The 17,851-nt window shown below is 45.4% G+C and carries 12 protein-coding genes; 2 read left to right on the plus strand and 10 right to left on the minus strand.

Annotated elements, in window-relative coordinates; all coding sequences use genetic code 11:
• The first annotated feature begins 7 nt into the window (after positions 1–7).
• On the plus strand, positions 8–283 hold the full coding sequence (locus tag AB2J24_RS10020) for a hypothetical protein (protein ID WP_367385361.1): 276 nt from the start codon (positions 8–10) through the stop codon (positions 281–283).
• A gap of 481 nt (positions 284–764) precedes the next feature.
• On the opposite strand, the gene AB2J24_RS10025 is transcribed toward AB2J24_RS10020, so the two are convergent.
• The 10 genes from AB2J24_RS10025 to AB2J24_RS10070 all read right to left on the minus strand — a co-directional run bounded on the left by AB2J24_RS10025 (position 765) and on the right by AB2J24_RS10070 (position 17,317).
• Complete coding sequence (locus tag AB2J24_RS10025) at positions 765–1,343, minus strand: AAA family ATPase (RefSeq protein WP_367385362.1); 579 nt, start codon at positions 1,341–1,343, stop codon at positions 765–767.
• Complete coding sequence (locus tag AB2J24_RS10030) at positions 1,327–1,731, minus strand: AAA family ATPase (protein WP_367385363.1); 405 nt, start codon at positions 1,729–1,731, stop codon at positions 1,327–1,329. Before AB2J24_RS10030 ends, AB2J24_RS10025 begins: the two co-directional genes overlap by 17 nt.
• Positions 1,728–2,696: a DNA-primase RepB domain-containing protein gene (locus AB2J24_RS10035; RefSeq protein ID WP_367385364.1), complete on the minus strand. Its 969-nt coding sequence runs from the start codon at positions 2,694–2,696 to the stop codon at positions 1,728–1,730. Before AB2J24_RS10035 ends, AB2J24_RS10030 begins: the two co-directional genes overlap by 4 nt.
• A 114-nt stretch (positions 2,697–2,810) precedes the next feature.
• The gene (locus AB2J24_RS10040; RefSeq protein WP_367385365.1) at positions 2,811–3,035 is read right to left on the minus strand and encodes a helix-turn-helix transcriptional regulator; all 225 of its coding nucleotides are present in this window, start codon (positions 3,033–3,035) and stop codon (positions 2,811–2,813) included.
• A gap of 110 nt (positions 3,036–3,145) precedes the next feature.
• The gene (locus AB2J24_RS10045) at positions 3,146–3,787 is read right to left on the minus strand and encodes a hypothetical protein (RefSeq protein ID WP_367385366.1); all 642 of its coding nucleotides are present in this window, start codon (positions 3,785–3,787) and stop codon (positions 3,146–3,148) included.
• The gene (locus AB2J24_RS10050) at positions 3,730–4,908 is read right to left on the minus strand and encodes a tyrosine-type recombinase/integrase (RefSeq protein WP_367385367.1); all 1,179 of its coding nucleotides are present in this window, start codon (positions 4,906–4,908) and stop codon (positions 3,730–3,732) included. Before AB2J24_RS10050 ends, AB2J24_RS10045 begins: the two co-directional genes overlap by 58 nt.
• A 180-nt stretch (positions 4,909–5,088) precedes the next feature.
• The gene (locus tag AB2J24_RS10055) at positions 5,089–5,673 is read right to left on the minus strand and encodes an invasion associated locus B family protein (protein ID WP_367385368.1); all 585 of its coding nucleotides are present in this window, start codon (positions 5,671–5,673) and stop codon (positions 5,089–5,091) included.
• 9 nt (positions 5,674–5,682) lie between these two features.
• Positions 5,683–6,234, minus strand: coding sequence for an invasion associated locus B family protein (locus tag AB2J24_RS10060; protein WP_367385369.1), 552 nt, complete (start codon positions 6,232–6,234; stop codon positions 5,683–5,685).
• A 70-nt stretch (positions 6,235–6,304) separates the two neighbouring features.
• Positions 6,305–8,038 (minus strand): ShlB/FhaC/HecB family hemolysin secretion/activation protein, encoded by a 1,734-nt coding sequence (locus AB2J24_RS10065; RefSeq protein ID WP_367385370.1) that lies wholly within the window; start codon positions 8,036–8,038, stop codon positions 6,305–6,307.
• Positions 8,039–8,470: 432 nt separating this feature from the next.
• Positions 8,471–17,317 (minus strand): filamentous hemagglutinin N-terminal domain-containing protein, encoded by an 8,847-nt coding sequence (locus tag AB2J24_RS10070; protein ID WP_367385371.1) that lies wholly within the window; start codon positions 17,315–17,317, stop codon positions 8,471–8,473.
• A gap of 25 nt (positions 17,318–17,342) precedes the next feature.
• Here AB2J24_RS10070 and AB2J24_RS10075 point away from each other — a divergent pair, with 25 nt between their 5' ends.
• Positions 17,343–17,549 (plus strand): hypothetical protein, encoded by a 207-nt coding sequence (locus AB2J24_RS10075; protein ID WP_367385372.1) that lies wholly within the window; start codon positions 17,343–17,345, stop codon positions 17,547–17,549.
• Positions 17,550–17,851 lie beyond the last annotated feature (302 nt).

Raw genomic sequence — 17,851 nt, forward strand, 5'->3', positions numbered from 1 at the left:
TGAAGTTATGAGCGACTACTTTGCAAGCCAATACACACCCTACGTTCTGTTCGGGTTGTTTGTTGCATCGGTGTTTATCTGGGAATGGTTCCAGCTACATATTCGCCCGTTGTTTATCACAAAGTCTGAGATTGGACGAAAGGCCGATGAGTTGCTTGATAGGTATGGTGGTGATGCAGAGCGCATTGCATTCATCGAGGAAGACCGAACCATGCGATATACAGATACTTATCAGCAAGGCGTCTGGAAACGTGTTCGCAAAGAACTCATCAGCCGTCTTTAACTAACCAGCACTCTACGCAGACATAAGCGCGCGTGGCCGCGTTACATTGAGCCAGCAGCGCATTTCATCAATAATCCTGAGAGATTATGTTAGTGAATGCAATTTGGTGTTATTGGCGCAAATATGAGCCCTTTTGCACCCAGAAATGTACCCATACGCCACCCCAGAAGACGCGATTAGCATGTGGGATATATTTGATAGATTGATTTCATTGGATAATTCGAAACAAAAACGCTCATAACAGACTGATGATTAGTCAGCGTGTCGGTCCAGCGCCTTCGGTCAGGTGACCACAGATGGGTAGGGGGAAGGTGTTTTTTTATTCGTGATGTCCATAGATGCGAACGAGTGGTGATATCGACTTCTGAAGTTTTGGCTCTGTAGCCGATGAGCACAAACGCTATATGTCAATCACTTCGATCACATCATCACAACAAAGACAAAAGTGATTTCGTGATCAAAGTGATCGCACTCGCAGGTTTCACGGTAAAACGTACTTTCCCCGACCTTGCTTTCTTAAGTCGCCATCCGTCACCATGCTGGACAACAATTGACGAATATTATCCTGTGGTTGATTGAGCGCTTCAGCTATCGATTTAGGGCCCATTGCGATCGTTTCATTTCGTAACAACTCAACGATGGCTTTGCGCTCAGTTGAGATTTTGATCTCATCGCTATCGCCCAAAATATGCCAAAGGCAATCATCCAGTTCCAAAGTGATATCTATGTCGTCCATTTCTCGACCACGACCATAGAGGGTTGTGCCGTGGCTCTTTCGATCAAGGACGAGAACGGTATCAACTGCACCGGTTAAACCTGTAGAGCCTGATACCATGTCCAAAGGATCGTCACTGTTCATTTTACGAAGATGATGGATAACAAGAATAGCAATCCCATATTCTCCCGCAAGCTCTTGCAATGGGCCTAATGCTGCATAATCAGCCTCATATCCATTATCACTGCGTCGTTTTGGTTTTATATGCACCAAGGTATCGATGATGATGAGACTTGGTTGATGTTCGTTGATCCATGCTTCGAGTTCTTCACGCCCCCCCTTCATCGAACCTGCTCATATGGGTCGAGAAGTGGAAATTCGGAGGCCAATTTATTGCATCGCCATAGATGTGGTGCATACGACGTTGCAAGCGTCTTTGGTTGTCTTCAAGCGCACAATAAAGTGCTGTGCCTTGTTGGCACTGTCGGGTTCCTAGAGCCTCACTTCCCAAAGCAACAGACATTGCCAGATCAAGTGCCATCCAAGATTTACCCATTTTGGGTTTGCCAGCGAGAAGCGTTAGGCCTTCGGTGATCAATCCCTCAACCAAAAACTCTAAAGGTGGGAAATCTATTGCTTGCAGGTCATTCGCCGTGAATGTTTGCAAACCCTCAAAATGCATCTGCGTCTTTTGTTTCTTGCGAGTCCTTTTTATCTTTGTAGATTTCCTCATCTCACGCCCCCAAGCTTGCTGATGACGCGAGCGATTTCCTCGTTTAGCTTGCCAAGGTTCTGACCGTGCTTTTCAATGAAATAGGGATTAATCCAGAGAACACTGGCAATCTCATCTGGTGACGCTCCAGCTTCATGCAATCCGACGATTATGTGAAAGATTTGTGCAGACTTGTCTGGTTCATAGGCTTTTCGATTGCTGATCAGTGTTCTGACTTTGGGGTGAAGAAATTTGCGATAGCGTTTTAAAACTTGATCGCAATTGTGCTTTTTGGGGTTTATATCGATATCAGGTATGCGTGCTACAGAAAGCTGATTTGATCCTTTCAAGAGCAACGGTCGAGATTGGATTTCTTTCCAATCGCAACGTACTATCTCCACAAATGGTTCGCTATATTGAGGCTTGTGATTGACAGAACCAATCAGACGCAACATCTTTGTGCATGACCAGCCATTCTTGTCACCACCATGACGATAAGCTAGAGCTTTTGAATATTGTTCGGCTTTGTGTGCTTTGTATGGTTGATCCCAAAGCCATATTGCTTGATAGCGATTTGGCGATGTTCCCCAAACAAGACTTGCCCATGGATCATATGTCTCTGGATCGCTTTCATCCATGTCGCACAATGCAAGTCGTGTAGATAATGCATATTGTTGTTTTCGGCGTGGTTTAGAAAACAGATTGGGGCAAAAATATTGATCATAATCCCAACGATTGAACTTGTTCAGTAGCTCCATAGCATCTTGCAAAGATAGGGGTATCTCGATTGCTTTCTCTATCCACTTTCCTGTGGTCACCTTTCTAAAGGCGAGGAAGCTGAAAGCTGGGCTGTCAATTTCGTCATTGATATCCCATATATCCTGCAGAAAATGAAATTGGCTGCGCACAACATCATAATCATCTTCGTAATCTTTGCATATTCTGATTGTTTTTTTGGCGTGTTTTTTCGGTTCATAAATGGGCATTTTGCTGCCTTTCGTAAAAGACAGATAACAGCGCAAAGAGGCCTGTTCGCACTGAGCCCAGCGCGCTGATATCTGATGATTTTTCTTGATGTTGTAGGTGTCTAAATCTGGTGATTAGAAGTCTGAGTAGACATGTCGCTTGCGCTCCTCAGCACGAGTCTCGACCCATTCATCAACTTCTTCTTTGAGCCATGCTACACGTGTTCCAGCGAGGCGCAGGCGTCTTGGGAAACGACCTGCATTTTCCCATCTGAGTAAGCTGGAATTACTCACTTTGATACCGATCTTTTGAAGATCATCACGGCCAAGGATTACGGGTTGCTGTTCTATATTTGTCATATTGAAATCTCCATCTGATTGTTGTGATGAAGAAGCGTGCTTCAACGCTTATGAAGATGTTTCAATTCCTTTCAGAAAGCGAGCGAAGTTCCGGAGGGTTTTGCTGCCCTTTAGCTCTCATTTCCTCCGGAATTGTGCTTGACACGCTTCACGGCGATTTTGATTTCATCGTCAAGTTGCTTGTGCCATCGGGTAATTTGGTGGAAAGAAATTCGAACTAACTCTTTGAACTTATCGGACATTCTATTCTTGCGTAGTTCAGGTAGTTTCTCATCAATTATCGCTACGAGGCCTATAACAATTTCAAGCTGGAGCTGCGTGGTGTTTTGAATACGATGATATGTTTGTTGATCTATTTCAATAAATGCAGCTTCCGCGTAATTGTGCAATTCACCTAGCAAATCAAGGATTTTATCCAGATCAGGTTCGACTGAGGAATGATCGAACATGACACTTTTGAAATAGTGACGCTTTTCTGATAGCAGCGCAGCTTCCAGCCTTGCGATGGGTGTAAGGACTTGTTCTTCAAGCCAGTTAAGTTGGTCTGGCAAATCAATATTGGCTGGGCCATTTGGAAACTTGGAAGATAAGGAAGCAATCTGATTGCTATACGGTCCGGCGAATACTCGTAATTTTTCACCAAGCTCAGTGAACTTCGCTTTATCTATATTTGAAGCCTCCTTACGGCACTTTTTCAGCCATTCGTCACCAAATTGGCTTTCATCGCCAATCGGCTTAATTCCTTCGCCCACAGTTCCAATGCCTCGCGCTTTTCGTCTAAATAGCTATAGCGATTATAGGTCGCGCCAACGCCACTGACTATACCTGATTTATGATTGGTCACAGCATCGATCACATGCGGTTGTACGCCAAGCCTTGCCATCTCAGTTGAAACTGTGCGCCTGAAATCATGAAAGCGCCAGTCCTCGGTGTTCTCAGGTAGTGAGAGGGCTAGGCGTTCTTTCAAACGACCAAAGCCAGAGATGGGTGTTGTGCCTGTTGTCGTAAAGACTAAATCACTGTTCATGAACCTTGGTATGGATTTTAAAATGTCGATTGCCTGTGACGACAGTGGCACAACATGTAGACGACCGTTTTTGACGCGATTAGCTGGTAAGGTCCATAATCCCTCATCAAGATTTATCTCTGACCATCGCATCCCAGAAACCTCTCCACGCCTTTGGCCTGTCAGCATGAGTACATGTACGAATTGTGCAAAGGGATATCCTTCAGCGATTGCACCATGCCATAATGTTTTTATTTCATCATGTGACAACACACGGTCGCGTGATATTTCCTTCGTAGGAGGCCTCAGGTGAGCCACAGGCGATGTTTCGATCACGCCTCGGTCAACACACCAGTTCATCAGCTTTTTGATCGCAGCCAGCGCTCGGTTCGCTCGTGTTGGTGTTCCTGATGCAACGATATCATCAAGTATGCGCACGATGTCTGTGCGTTTAATCTCATTAAGTCGTTTCCTTGCAATTGGATCAAACTTCTTCAGGATGCTTTGAGTGCCTTTCCAGTCCTTAGTGTTTGGCTGTGCATAGAGTCTGATGAAATCAGGAATAATCTTGCCAAGTGTCGGACAACCTTCTTCCTTAGGTTCCTGTGGTTTCAAGGTGCCGAGTTCAGCATCTCTTGCCAACTCCATTGCTTTGCGCCTTGCATCAGCAAGTGACACCATAGGGTAGGGACCAATTTTTATCCGTCGTCTCTTTTGGTCTCGACGAACGAAGACACAGAAAATTCTGGTGCCGGAAGTTGAAACTCTTATGTGCAAGCCTTGCACCTTGGCATCACGCACCTCATAACGTTTTACGGTAGCAGGTTTTAAAGCTTCGATTGATTTGGTTGTGAATGTCTGTTTCATACATCCATAATAAGACACCCAACCTCCGCGTGTCAGGGTATGGTTTGGGGGAGCATGAAAGACAACTTGTCTAGATAAAGATATCTGCTTCAAAATGCAAAGCAGGCTTACTGAGTATTATTACCTGTTGTCGGTTTTGGCCCGATGCAGACATCAATCGTATCTGATCAACCTATTTCTTTAAAAACCATCTGCAAATTTGGTCGCGCTGGAAATACCGGCAAGAGAAAAGGTTGAATTAAATGCTTTACCCTCCAGATTAAAAACTGTGAACTTGGCGGACAAACCTCTCAGCATTGCTCGATTGACACTTCCCGAAGCGGAGAACGGAATAAGGCAACCATCTGTATGGCAAGAGCGGTAACTTAATTTACCGATTTTCTTTCGGTCGATTTCCAGATCAACACCCTTGGATAGCAGAAGATCAAGAGGTGTTTGCAACAAAACAATACCTGGCTTATTTTTGCCTTCAAAAACTACTTTTAGCGAAATAGGAGCAATTGCCTGATTGTTTTCAGGTGCCACTTGATTGGTTGTAAGTTCACACCGCTTGACATCTGATTTGGCAGATACGGTACATTGAACAAACCAGTCTTTAAAGTTTGCATACTCGATTTGATCATCTACAGAATTTTGTGAAACCAAATGTGTTAGCAGCGGAGACGATGGCTGTTGTGCAGCACCTGTTGAAACAAAAGCAAAATATATCACAATAAACACCCAGCGAAACAAAGAGCTTTTGGTATCCCATTTTGAATTTTTCAACGCATTAGCCTATTGTTGATCTGTAGAGATTAAGCGCTCGGAAGCTGCACTTAAACCTTCGAATGATAACAGAACGCGTATTTTTCGCCCACTTCGGTCAGCAAACTCTAGATTCCCCTTAGAGCTGGTCCCGAAACTCTTCAACTGCTCTTTATTCGTTTCAGTACGAGCTAAGCAAATATTATTGAAACACGAAAAGTAAGGAGCTTGAAGCGTATTCTTTTTATCCTCATCAGACAGCACAACAGGTACGGTCAATAATGCGCCCTGTGGCACCTGCATTACCGAAACTATCTTTTCTGGACTTGCGGCATCAATGCCAAACGCGAGTTGCGCAATGACGTTACCCTTTGCATCTTGCAGAACTTGAACCAACTCACATGCTTTTTTGCTAACCGCTGTATCATCAGCATTTGGTTTACTAACCTGACTGCAACGATATGTCCAAGAGCCATATGTCTCTGTGGTTATGCTCGGCTCTTGTGCAAAAGATTGCCCCGTAGCCAAGAGTGAAACGGAAAGTATTAAAGTCTTGAATAGTTTCATAGCATCAACTCTCAATTTAACTCCTCAAGGAGTTTATAGTTGGCCATAACTAGCAAAAAACTGCAGTACTGTCGCCTAAGAGGCTCTAAAACCTAGCATTAAGGTTAAAATTGAACCGGACATCACCAGTCTTGGTTCTGGGTCCATTTCTGAGCGCCACACCGAGGCTCGAATTGAAAGACACATGTTCACCAATAGCGGTATTGAGGCCAAATCCTAAACTTGCGAGATCAGCAGTAGAATTCTTGGCTATATCTTTCACATGTCCGGCATCGAAGAAGGCATAAAGATCAACTGCACTGAATATATTCTTATCTTCAGGAGTTACATCAAAATGCAGTTCATTGCGGATAATAACACCTTTGTCACCCGTTGCTTCTGATGCGGAATAACCTCGGACAGTATCGACACCACCAATGCTTAAAACCTCTGTTGAGGGAAGTGTTTCGTTCGAATATTGACCTGTAACTTCAGTCAGCAACCGAATGGCATCTGTAATGGGCGTTGATCTTTGTATATTTGCAAATGCATAATTATAACTATCATCTGCACCCGTGTTGCCACTAAACGCTGCATAGCTTGCAGCATTATTAAATCCACTCAGACCTCCGGGGCTATGAACAAACCTAACATCAAAATTGGTTTGTCCAAATTGATCTTTAGCATTGCCCCTTAAACCAAAGAGAAATTGATGCACATCAATCTCAGCATTGCTGGCAAGCGTTGACCCTGTATAAATCCGGCGCTGGCTATTTTTAAATTCATAACGCCCATAAAACTCCGGGCTTATTGAACCGATATTCTTGGCAGGTATGGCATATTCGGTTGTGAAAATCGCAGTATCTGTTGCGCTTACAAGACCACCAGTTAAATTCGAACGAGTACGTATATAGGCGGCTCGTGTGCGAAGTTTATGCCGCCAAGGAAGTGGTATGAAATAGTTGCCATCATGGGAGAGGTAAGCGGCTTGTTTGGATGCGGTAAATGGCTGTTCCAACCTTGCAAGAGCTTCTGGGCTCATGGTCAATTGATAACTCAATTGATGATCAAGAGCTGGAATATTGGCAAGGTGGAATCCTGCAAATAAACGGTTCTCGTTGGTCGCGGGCGTTCCATAATTGTTGTAACCGCCATAAACACTCCATGGCTTAGCCTCGCTCGCCCTGAATGTCAGCGCCGTACCACCAAATTCTTTTCCCGGCTCAGCAATCACAATCAAATTTCGATATGGATTGAGATTAAGCCAATTCAGATCAGCAATAAGTTGATCCGTATCGACGGTCTCACCTTCTTCGGCGCCAATATTATCAAGGATGTAATCTTCATCTGTAAAAACCAAACCTTCCACACGTTTGGTTTCCAACACAGATTCAGTAACAATGATTTGGATTACGCCACTTGAAATTTCCTGAGGAGGAATTGTGCCAGCAACAAATGCGCGACCCGCCTTGATGTGCGCGCGAATTATGTCATCCCGCATCGCAAATAGGCTTTTAAAGGAAACAGACTTACCTAGATAAGGTTTTAGCGCAGCCTCTAAATCTATACCTTCAGGGACCTCGACTGAATTGATATCGATGCCAGCGAAACCACCTGAGCTAACAAGATCATTTGGATCTGAAATAATCCGCACACCTTTAAGCGTAATACCCAAAGGTTCATCACTCGCTTCCGCAGGGTCAAATGCACCAAGGCCGGGCAATCGTAAAAGTTGCTCGCCCTGCAAACGAGGTGGCTGGCTCTCTTCAACAAATTGAGCAAAAACTGACGTGCTTCCCAGAAGTAATATAAGCCCAATCAAAATTGAAAAAATGCGCATTGCTGATAACCGTCCCTCTATCACCCAACACAGAAAGTTGAGTGTTGATTTTGCGAACGAAAATCGTGTTTTATGGTTAACAGACGGTTAAGAAACGCTAAATATAGTTACCTAGCGACAACTAATACTTAATCAATACTTGGATACTGACAAAAAAGGAGAGAACTCGTACAAATGTAAAAACCGACCAACCAGAATACACACGCACGCAACTAAATATAGGCTAACTAATGCCTATCTCTAGAATCAATGATTCGCTTCGGTAAATCAATGAAATATAATTTCCGTCGCAGAGACTAAGAATAATCGGATTTTTCGGCATCACACCGCTCCTGCGAAACCCTAAATACGGGTTGCAGAAGTGAGATGGAAATGGATTGAAACTGTCTCCGACCCACCAGTCATTCACTGGCAGGCCGAAAACCTTATTGTTTATTGACGAACCAGCATCGAAAGCTCACCGATATTTTGCTCTTCGTCGGTGCAACTTGCTTCTATCCGGTTTTCCTCATCAAGAGGCTCATCTTCATCCAATGAAACTTCGCAACGAATATTTGTAAAGTCTTTCGCAGGCGTTGGTATAATTGGATTGCTAGTTTGACCAATCAGGTAACTGCCTTGGAATGCAAATGGTCCAAGTCCAGTGAAACCTAGTGTTAGCTCCCTATTGGAATCATCACCAGTAGCAATGATCAAGAAAGGCAAACTTGCACCAGACAGCGTGGTCTGAACATCCGAGAACTGGTTGGACCCCCACCAATTTCCTAGAATATCTGCGGTCCCTGTGCCTTCATTATTGAATGCAAACAATCCATTGCCAAACGCAAAACCATCACCTGGAATGAAGCTCTGATTGACTTTTAGATTACCTGCGCCGATGTCAGCTAAAGCATCAATCAAAATTCCTTCACTACCGTTTTCTACAATGTAATTTTGGAAAACTTCTACAGAACTCATTAAGTCGCCAAAAATGTATATTCCATTTTCAGAATGACCACCGATGAAATTGTTGTGTATTTTCAAAGGTGCCGTGGAGTTAACATTCCCGATACCAATGCCATCAAGACCCGCAGCTAGCATATTGCGGCTGACTGTAACGTCAGCGCTATCTAATACATCACCCAAGATGGCCACGTCCGCACCAAAGAGACCAGTAATACCTCCCAAAACAGTAAAGGTAGAGTTAACTGGCTCACTGCCATCATATAGAACGCCATTTTGAATGGCAGTACCATTTCTATCGACTTCTACAGTACTTGAACCTATAATATTTCCGGCGAATTGAATACCATGACGATCACCTGTAATGGAGCTATTGCCTGTAACCATCACGCTTGTTTCTCCAGGTGTGCTTGTTCCGACGATATCTCTAAGGACTATTCCGTCCTCATCGCCTTCAATAAGCATATTATCTGAGATGACAATTTTAGAACCATCCTGAATTGGTCCGTCAATATCAACACCATCGTCGTCACCAGAGATAGACAAATTATTCGATATCGTAACCGTAGAATTTATGACGCGCTCAATATCAATGCCGTCATCTGCACCTGATATCGTATTTGCCTCTGCAGATGAAGCTCCACCGATCACGATATCTGAATCGACTATACTTTGTGTAAATGCGATACCATCTTCTCCACCGCCAATGATGTTACCATTGCCGGAAATAGTTACCTCGGAATTTCCAATAACTGAGGTTGAGTGGAAGCCAAAACCATTTAATCCAACAATCGCATCATTATCAGTAACGGTAAATGTACTATCGAGAAGAACGGTCGAACCGGGGGTTAAAATACTACCTAGCTGAACACCATTCCCGAGAGCACCAATCACACCATTGTTTGAGATCAAGATATCACTCTCACTTATATTGCTGATAAAATCGATGCCAAACAAGGCACCAAGTGTGAATTCATTGTCTGAGATTTCGATATTAGTATCGTTCTCAATTTCACTTGCGAATATAATACCGCCAAGCAAACCGCCAATACCAAAATTGCCTGATATTATTATGTTACTATCGTTAGTGTTAGTACCACCAACATTACCTATATCGCCAAAGAAAATTCCAGCGCCTGCGCCAGCAACACCACCATTATTCTGGATTAGAATTTCAGAGTTCTCTTGAATATTTCCTTTAAACTGAACTCCAGAACCACCAAGACCGCCAAGAATGAGAGAGTTTCGTGCAACCTCAACGCTTGAACCGACCACATCACCGATAATGATGCCGTCTTCGTCGCCTTGAATGAAGTCATTGTCTACGATGGAGATAGTTGAAGCCCCGATAATAGGACCATCGATATCGATGCCATCATCTACACCAAAGATGTCGATATTGTTGGCGATCGTAACTGATGAGTTTGAAAGCCCTTCAATATCGATACCGTCATCCTCGCCATCAATAACATTGCCATCCGCCGATGTTGATCCTCCGATTGTGATATCGGAATTGGTTACGGTTTGCGTAAAGGCGATACCGTCGTTATTAACGCCAAAGATATCTGCATTGCCAGCAATCATGACGCTGCTATCATCAACAGGTCCTTCAAAAATGATCGCGGTAGCGTCCCCAAGAATTTCTAAATTGTCGACGATACTGACCGCTGCGCTATTATTAATTCGCCCTTCAAACTCAATTGCGTCGCCATTTTCACCCTCAATGAGCGTATTGTTTGCAATCGTGAAGGCACCTCCTAAGACATTTTCGATGTCGAGACCCTCATCGCGCCCTATAATCATACCATTGCCATCAGCAGCGGTGACGCCCCCGATCATCACACTTGCGTTGGTGATGTTACTGTTAAACAAAATACCGTCAAGAGTTGTTCCACGGATTTCATCATTGCGCGAAATAGTTACACTTGCGTCGTTAATCGTTGCCGGTCCACCAGTCGTAAAGTCAGCGAAGTTAATGCCTCGGTCATCACCACGGATTAATGTATTATCATCAATCAGAATACTGGTTGAAGCTCCGGAAATTGCGCCACGGAAGGCGATACCATCGCCAAGCCCATCTTCGTCGGCGAATGTGCCAAGCCCTTCGACGCGCTGGTTACCAGATATTGCGATGCTGCTACCATCACTAATTGCACCAGCAAACTCCACGCCATCTCCGGCTCCTTCAATAGTGCTACCAGAAATCGTAACATCAGCCCCTGTGATCGCAGATGAAAAGCGCACCCCATCAGTTCCGCCTACAATATCGCTATTTTCAATTAAAACGATATCGCCAGCCGCAAGAGCTGAATTGAACTGAATGCCTTCCTGATCGATAGTAGTCATTGTTGCATTCGATATCGTTGTGCTGCCGCTGACGGCTTGAGCAATAATACCTCTGCTGAGATCGTCAAAGCTATTGTTTTGGACAATAGTGCCAGATGCTGTGCTTACACCAGTCTCACCCAACTCAACACCAGTATTTGTACCTGCAGCTGCCGAAGTGAACCGGAAGCCAGCAATAGCAATGTTGCTTACATCACCTGTACCAGAGACATCACCAGCATTTACACCACTTGTATCCATCGCGTAGATTCCAAAGCCATTATTAATATCGCCATCGTTTGCAAATGCATCGACGGCATCTGTATCAATGATCGTTGTTGTGCCTTGACCTTGTAATGTTAGATCATCAACCCAGACTTCTACAGAACCTCCAAATGTACCAGCAGTCACGTTCACTGTCTGCGCACCACCGAGCAGGCCTGCAGCATTAACAGCTGTTTGAATGCTTTCACCTTGCACAACAAACAAATCGCTAATGTTAATCAGGCCGAGTGTATTATCATCTGGGAAATGAATGATTTTGTCTTCGGTTGCCAAGAGTTCGGCAAGTGTCATTGCACTAGCCAATTTGCCGTCAAATGATACTCCTGTGGCGTCGAGCACTGTTGGGCTGCCGGGTAAGAACTCAGCACCATTGGCAAGTGTGATATAATTACCTGCAATATTCGAGAAAATACTGTTGTTAAATGTGTTACCTGCGATGTCGATATTGGCTCCATCGAACAGCATGCCAGCGTTGCTGTTGTCAAACACGTTACCAACACCCACGTCGATGCCGATGCCATTTCCAGTGCCGCCATCTGTCACAGACAAGCCAGTTGTCAGGCCAGTAAATTGATTTCCAAGAACATCGGCATCTGCAGAGTCACCCACCAAAACATTAGTAAGTGCGCCAGCTGTACTATCAACAGTCACGCCTGTCGCATCAACAGGGCTGCCATCGCCAGAGAACCTGAAACCATCGATGGTTACATCACTGGCAACAACGTTCATGCCTACGCCGCTGTCTGCAACATTTACAATAGTCGTATTAGAATATCCATCACCGAGAAGCGTCAAAGCTTTGTCGACTTTTATGCCGCCGTCAAATGATCCATCACCAACATTCACTGTCGCTCCAGCCGCCGCAGCAACATCAATACCATCTTGAATTTCCGCGCCGTCAAATACATTAACGGTGGAAGCGGTGCCATCGATAATTCCAATAACAGCAGCGAGGTCACCTTTTAGATTGATTGTCTTCGCCAACATTTCAAGTTCGTCGTCGCTAGATACTTTCGTACCGGCATTTACATTTATCACCCTGCCGTCGGCATTATACGTAGCTTTGCCAACGCTATGAACATCAACTTCAAATGTGAGATCGCTTAACAGATTCAGGATACGTGTTGTTCCACCATTTGAGGATGATGTTAGGCCGTCCAACGACGATATTGCCAATCCACGAGGGCTGCCATTATCAATGTCGACTACCCCATTAGCGTTTTCAAACGCTAAATTGCCAACGCGAGTTGAGAGATCAAGACCGGTTCCTGATCGCAATGCTAGATTATATACGGCAATATCGATAGGGTCTGCATTGGTGGAGGTGATAGAGCCGCCTGTTGTCAAAGATAGCGTATTTACTTTGGCGGTGTTCGGCGAAATGGTGTCAGAAACATTGATATCACCAATACCTGCCTGCCCAATCTGCAATATTCCTGCAGTGATTGTGTCCAACTCTGCATCTGATAATTCAAGTGCAGTGCCAGCATCTGTTGTTGAGCCCAAATCAACTTCCTGCCCGACGAAAACTGGAGAGATGCGCACACGACCGTTCGAACCCGCCGTTATTGTACCACCTTCCAGCGCCATGCTGGCAGCCTGTAGATCCATACCAAATCCGGCAGTTGTACTGATGGATGAATTGTTATCAAGAAGATTATTACCCAGCGCAGCAACTAACAATGAGTCCAGCGCTGTTGAAATGGCAGCATTAACAACAAGGTTGGAATTCTCGGCGCTTATACGTGTTTGGCTCAAGCCAGTGATGGCCTGATTACTGATACCAACAACACCGTCGACGGTACCGATCGTGAGATCACCAAGACCTGTTTCCTGATTTAACTTGATGCTGCCCGACGTGCTATTAATCGCCGCAATGGTGTCAACACCGGTTTCCAAAGTTCCTGCGGAACCAATACCATTAACCGCCTGCAAAGCTAAGTTCGAAACGGTAATATCTGGATCGATCGCATTGCTGTCGACAATTTGGTCGCCGGTGATGAGTGATAAGGTATCTGTTAATGCGGGGCCGATCGCTGAGGAAACGGTTATCGAGCCAGCAACAGAGTTTCCAATTCGCAACATGCCAGCCGTAATCCGATCAAGCTCGGCATCGGTCAAGCCCAGCGTACCGACCGCATCTGTTCCGCCCAAGTCAATCAACTGTCCGTTAGTTGCCGTCTGCAAGGTAACAGTGCCCGTGCCAGCCAAGATCGAGTTCTGAATATTCATCGCATCAGCGTTAATCGTGATATTTCCATTACCGCCAGAAACGGTCGTCCGAACCGCGGGAGATGCTGCGTTATTGGCAGTAAACACGCCGCTAGCCCCCGTCGTCAGAGTAATATCACCACCTTGCGTGCGGATTTCCGCACCCGAAAATGGACCTGATGTATCGACTATGGAGATGTTGCGACCAGCATTTGCCGTGATGGTCCCCGCGCCACTGGCTTGGACAAAAGTTCCTGTATCCACGGTGATGTCGCGTCCTGCATCTAGTACTACACTCCCGCCGCCAAAGACGTTGCCCAAAGTGCCAGCGCCCGCAGCGTCACCCAACAACAAATCTCGCTCAGCTCTCAGTGTGACAGTTCCACCAGTGGACTGAACGGTCGCATTTGGTATCGTAGCGTTGCTACCAGTTAGAATATCGGCAGTGGCGCCGTTTGCGATCACAGTAACATCCGCTGGTCCTACAAGCCGTTCACCGACTAAGTTCATGTCAACACGGCCCTGGTTGGTCAATTCGATGTCGCCAGCAGTGACAACACGCACACCGCTCAGGGCACCTGTCACTTCACCGATGGTTAGATCACCAATGTTGCTTAGGAAGATGCCGCCATTGTTGGTCTGCGCTTCCAGATTGCTGACTTGAGTTTCGAGGGGCGCAGCGGAACCAATACCATTAACCGCCTGCAAAGCTAAGTTCGAAACTGTAATATCTGCGCCTGGGGTGTTGCCGCTGGTGATCGCATCGCCAGTAATCAATGATAAAGTATTAGTGTTAGCGGGACCCACCGCGGAACTTACATCGATGCTTCCAGCATCAGCACTGCCGATGTGCAAAACATCTGCAGAGATTCGATCTAGTTCTGCATCAGTAAGTGATAGCTTACTCCCATTGTCCGCACCAAGATCGATCGCACGACCGAGGCTGGCAACATCTAGCGTAACGTCACCCGTTCCAGCATTTATGTCCGCTCCAATTTCGATATTGTCTGTGTTCAAATTGACATTACCGTTATTTGTCGTAATCGATTGATTAACTACTATCGCATCTCCAGCGGTGGCAGACAGCTCGCCACCCAAATTGGTCATCGCAACAGCTCCATCAAACGAAATCGTTTCGCTGGCAATAATTGAGACATTCGTGGTTCCGCTCAAATCCGGTGCATTTACATTCACTTCAGTCGTATTGGCGCTGTCACCAAAGTTAATTATGCTCGCGTTCATGCGCGATAGTAAATCATTGTCAAAACTCAACTCGCCGATTGCACCAGTTCCAACGCCGATTGTACCAGCAGCACTGCGCTGGAAAGTAATGGTTCCAGCGCCTCCGTTTGCGTTGAAATTCAGCTGACCGCCGTTGATTTCCCGGATCCTAGGCGCTGTCACAACAATGTTGCCGGCGCTGTTGAAGAAAGAGTCGCCGCTACGTGTATTCTCCAGAGTGTCGAAACCGCCGACCACACCAGTGTTGTCTGCATCGACGTTCAAGACGATGTCGCCGACTGTTGTGGTCATAATCGGCTGGGTAAAGACGGTTACACCATCGTTGGCGTTGAGTTCTATGGAATGAGTGGTCAGATTGTTACCCGAGCCCAAGCCGATATAGGAATTCGCATTATTGAGCGCATTGATCTGTACCAAGCCACTGATATTGCTCGAAAGGTCAAGACCAGCGCCAGTGTATTTAATCTCGACATAATTCAGATTGTTGTCTGCCGCGACTGAGTTACCAATTATCAGACCACCAGCTTTAAATAGCTGTAATTCTGCGGCACTAACACCGCCATAGTTTCCGGCTGTAGCACGATCATACAGAATGGTGCCAGTGCCGGCGTCTACCGCGGCATTAATAGCGAGATTATTTGATATTAAAGTGATATCGCCATTATTCGTAGCCACAGATTGATTGACTGTGATGCTATCGGTCGCCTGCGCTGTTAGACCAACACCCGCATTGGTCATCGCTACAGTCTGATCAAAGATAATGGTTTCGCTCGCAACCAGAGATACATTTGCACCAGCGCCATTGATTGTTGCAGCATCAATAAGGAGATCAGTGGTTATATCACTCGCATCGGCCGCTTGCGCTAACGTGCCTGCTGCACCACTAGAAATAGTAATATTACGTGGATCGAGTAGCCAATCACCGACTTTTCCATTTGGCGCAAGCGCATTAACGTAAGCGTTCTCACCTACACCAAGACGCTCAGCACCTGATGTTTCAACAAAACCACCATCTCCGCGCAGTTCTCCACCGCTTACGTCAATCTGACCATCAAAATATGTAGTTCCATCTGCCCATGCGATCACCGTGCCACCGTCACCATCAGTCGCAGATGCGTCGAATGTAGAAGTTTCGGAAATTAATAGAGTGTTCGTATTTTGCACTTCGTCAACTGCAAGGCCTTTACCACCTTGGAATTCGCCACCAACGCGAATACGGCCGCCTTGGTTGATGCCAGACGCATCAAGCTTTGCATTATCAATCGTAACGCTATCCTTCGCACCAATGTCAATCTTACCGCCGATATCGCCCGATACATCAATGAGACCTGCAACATCAACGATATCTGCGTTGATAAAGACTTCCCCGCCCTGATATGTGGTTTTCTGAGCGGTGCTGCTGGCAGCTTTGCGTCTGACACGAATTTTTTGATTTGTTTGAACTTTGCCACCATTGGCAGTGAGGAATACACGTCCGTCGGATTTTTTAGCACCTGTAATCTGGATAGAACCTTTACGGTTTTGTGCCAAAGCATAGACATTGCCAGAATGCGCGCGCAATTCTGCGCTGGCCGCTTCAATAGCGCCTTTATGTGTTACTGATCCACCGGACTTTCCAGCCTTAACTAAAATACGTCCGTCAGCATGGTCATTGTCACGCAGTAGGATTTCAATACCCGCAACAAGACCCACATTGCCATTCTTTGCTTCAAGTGTGCCTTCATTGACAACTTTGTGAGCAATCAGCGTAATATCTCCACCAAGGGAGGATACCTTACCCAGATTTATAATTGCGGCATCACTATCTCCCATGAACGTATTATCACCACCGTTCAGGTAGTCTGCATTTGTAATATCACGCGTGGAAGCTAGAAAGCTGCCGCCTGTATCAATAGTACCATCGCGACCGACAATCACACCATTTGGATTGATAAGCAGTAGACTACCAGTTGCAGACAAGCGCCCATCAATTTGGGATACGTATCCACCTGTAACGCGGTTAAGCGTCGAACCGGAGCCATTAGCAAAATGAACATGTCCATCCTTACCAATTGAGAATGTATCAAATTCCAAGATCGCATTTTGTGAGGCTTGGTTGATAAGCAGCTTATTTGGATTTTCGAGAACAATATTCGCATCACCAACAATTACTGTGCCTCCCGTTGGAAGCTCCGTTGCATGTGTAATAACGGGCAGGATAATCAGTGATGATGAAAGTAAAAGTGCAACGAATTTTCGAGCGACTTTAGAGGCACTGGAAAATAAACTATACACAGACACACCGGATTTGAGCCGGGATATGGAACTAGGAACACCGTACACAATAACACCAAACCGAAGGCCAATGCCTTCTTTTACGCAACACAACAAAACACTTGCGAAAGGTGAAATGGCTGGAAAATTCGTGCCAAAAACACAATTCCGCGACCCTATTAAGCTTTTGTTAACCGCTTATGTCAAGAATTTCTTAAGAATTGGGCGTGTTGTTCCGCGTCATGGTGAATAGATAAAATTTTAATAAAATCAATCAGATGGCAACATAATTTTGGGAAAATAGCGTGATACTGAACAGTTGTCGATTGAGAATGACAACAACTTGCACTTTACAATCTGAGAAGAATAACTTGAGAGTGCATGCGGAGAAAAGGGAGGTATCCGTTTTGATTGACTTTTGCAAATGCGTATGTTTCCGGATGCCCTTGCGTGATTTTTCAGCACTGGTAATCATTCTCCGTTGGCGCCGGGAAACGTCCAATGGAGGAAATCGCGGGAATTTTGGTTTGGATTTTCCGCTTGTTTTATCTATGG

Origin of the sequence: Lentilitoribacter sp. EG35 (assembly GCF_040784015.1) — a bacterium.
Classification (GTDB): domain Bacteria; phylum Pseudomonadota; class Alphaproteobacteria; order Rhizobiales; family Rhizobiaceae; genus Lentilitoribacter.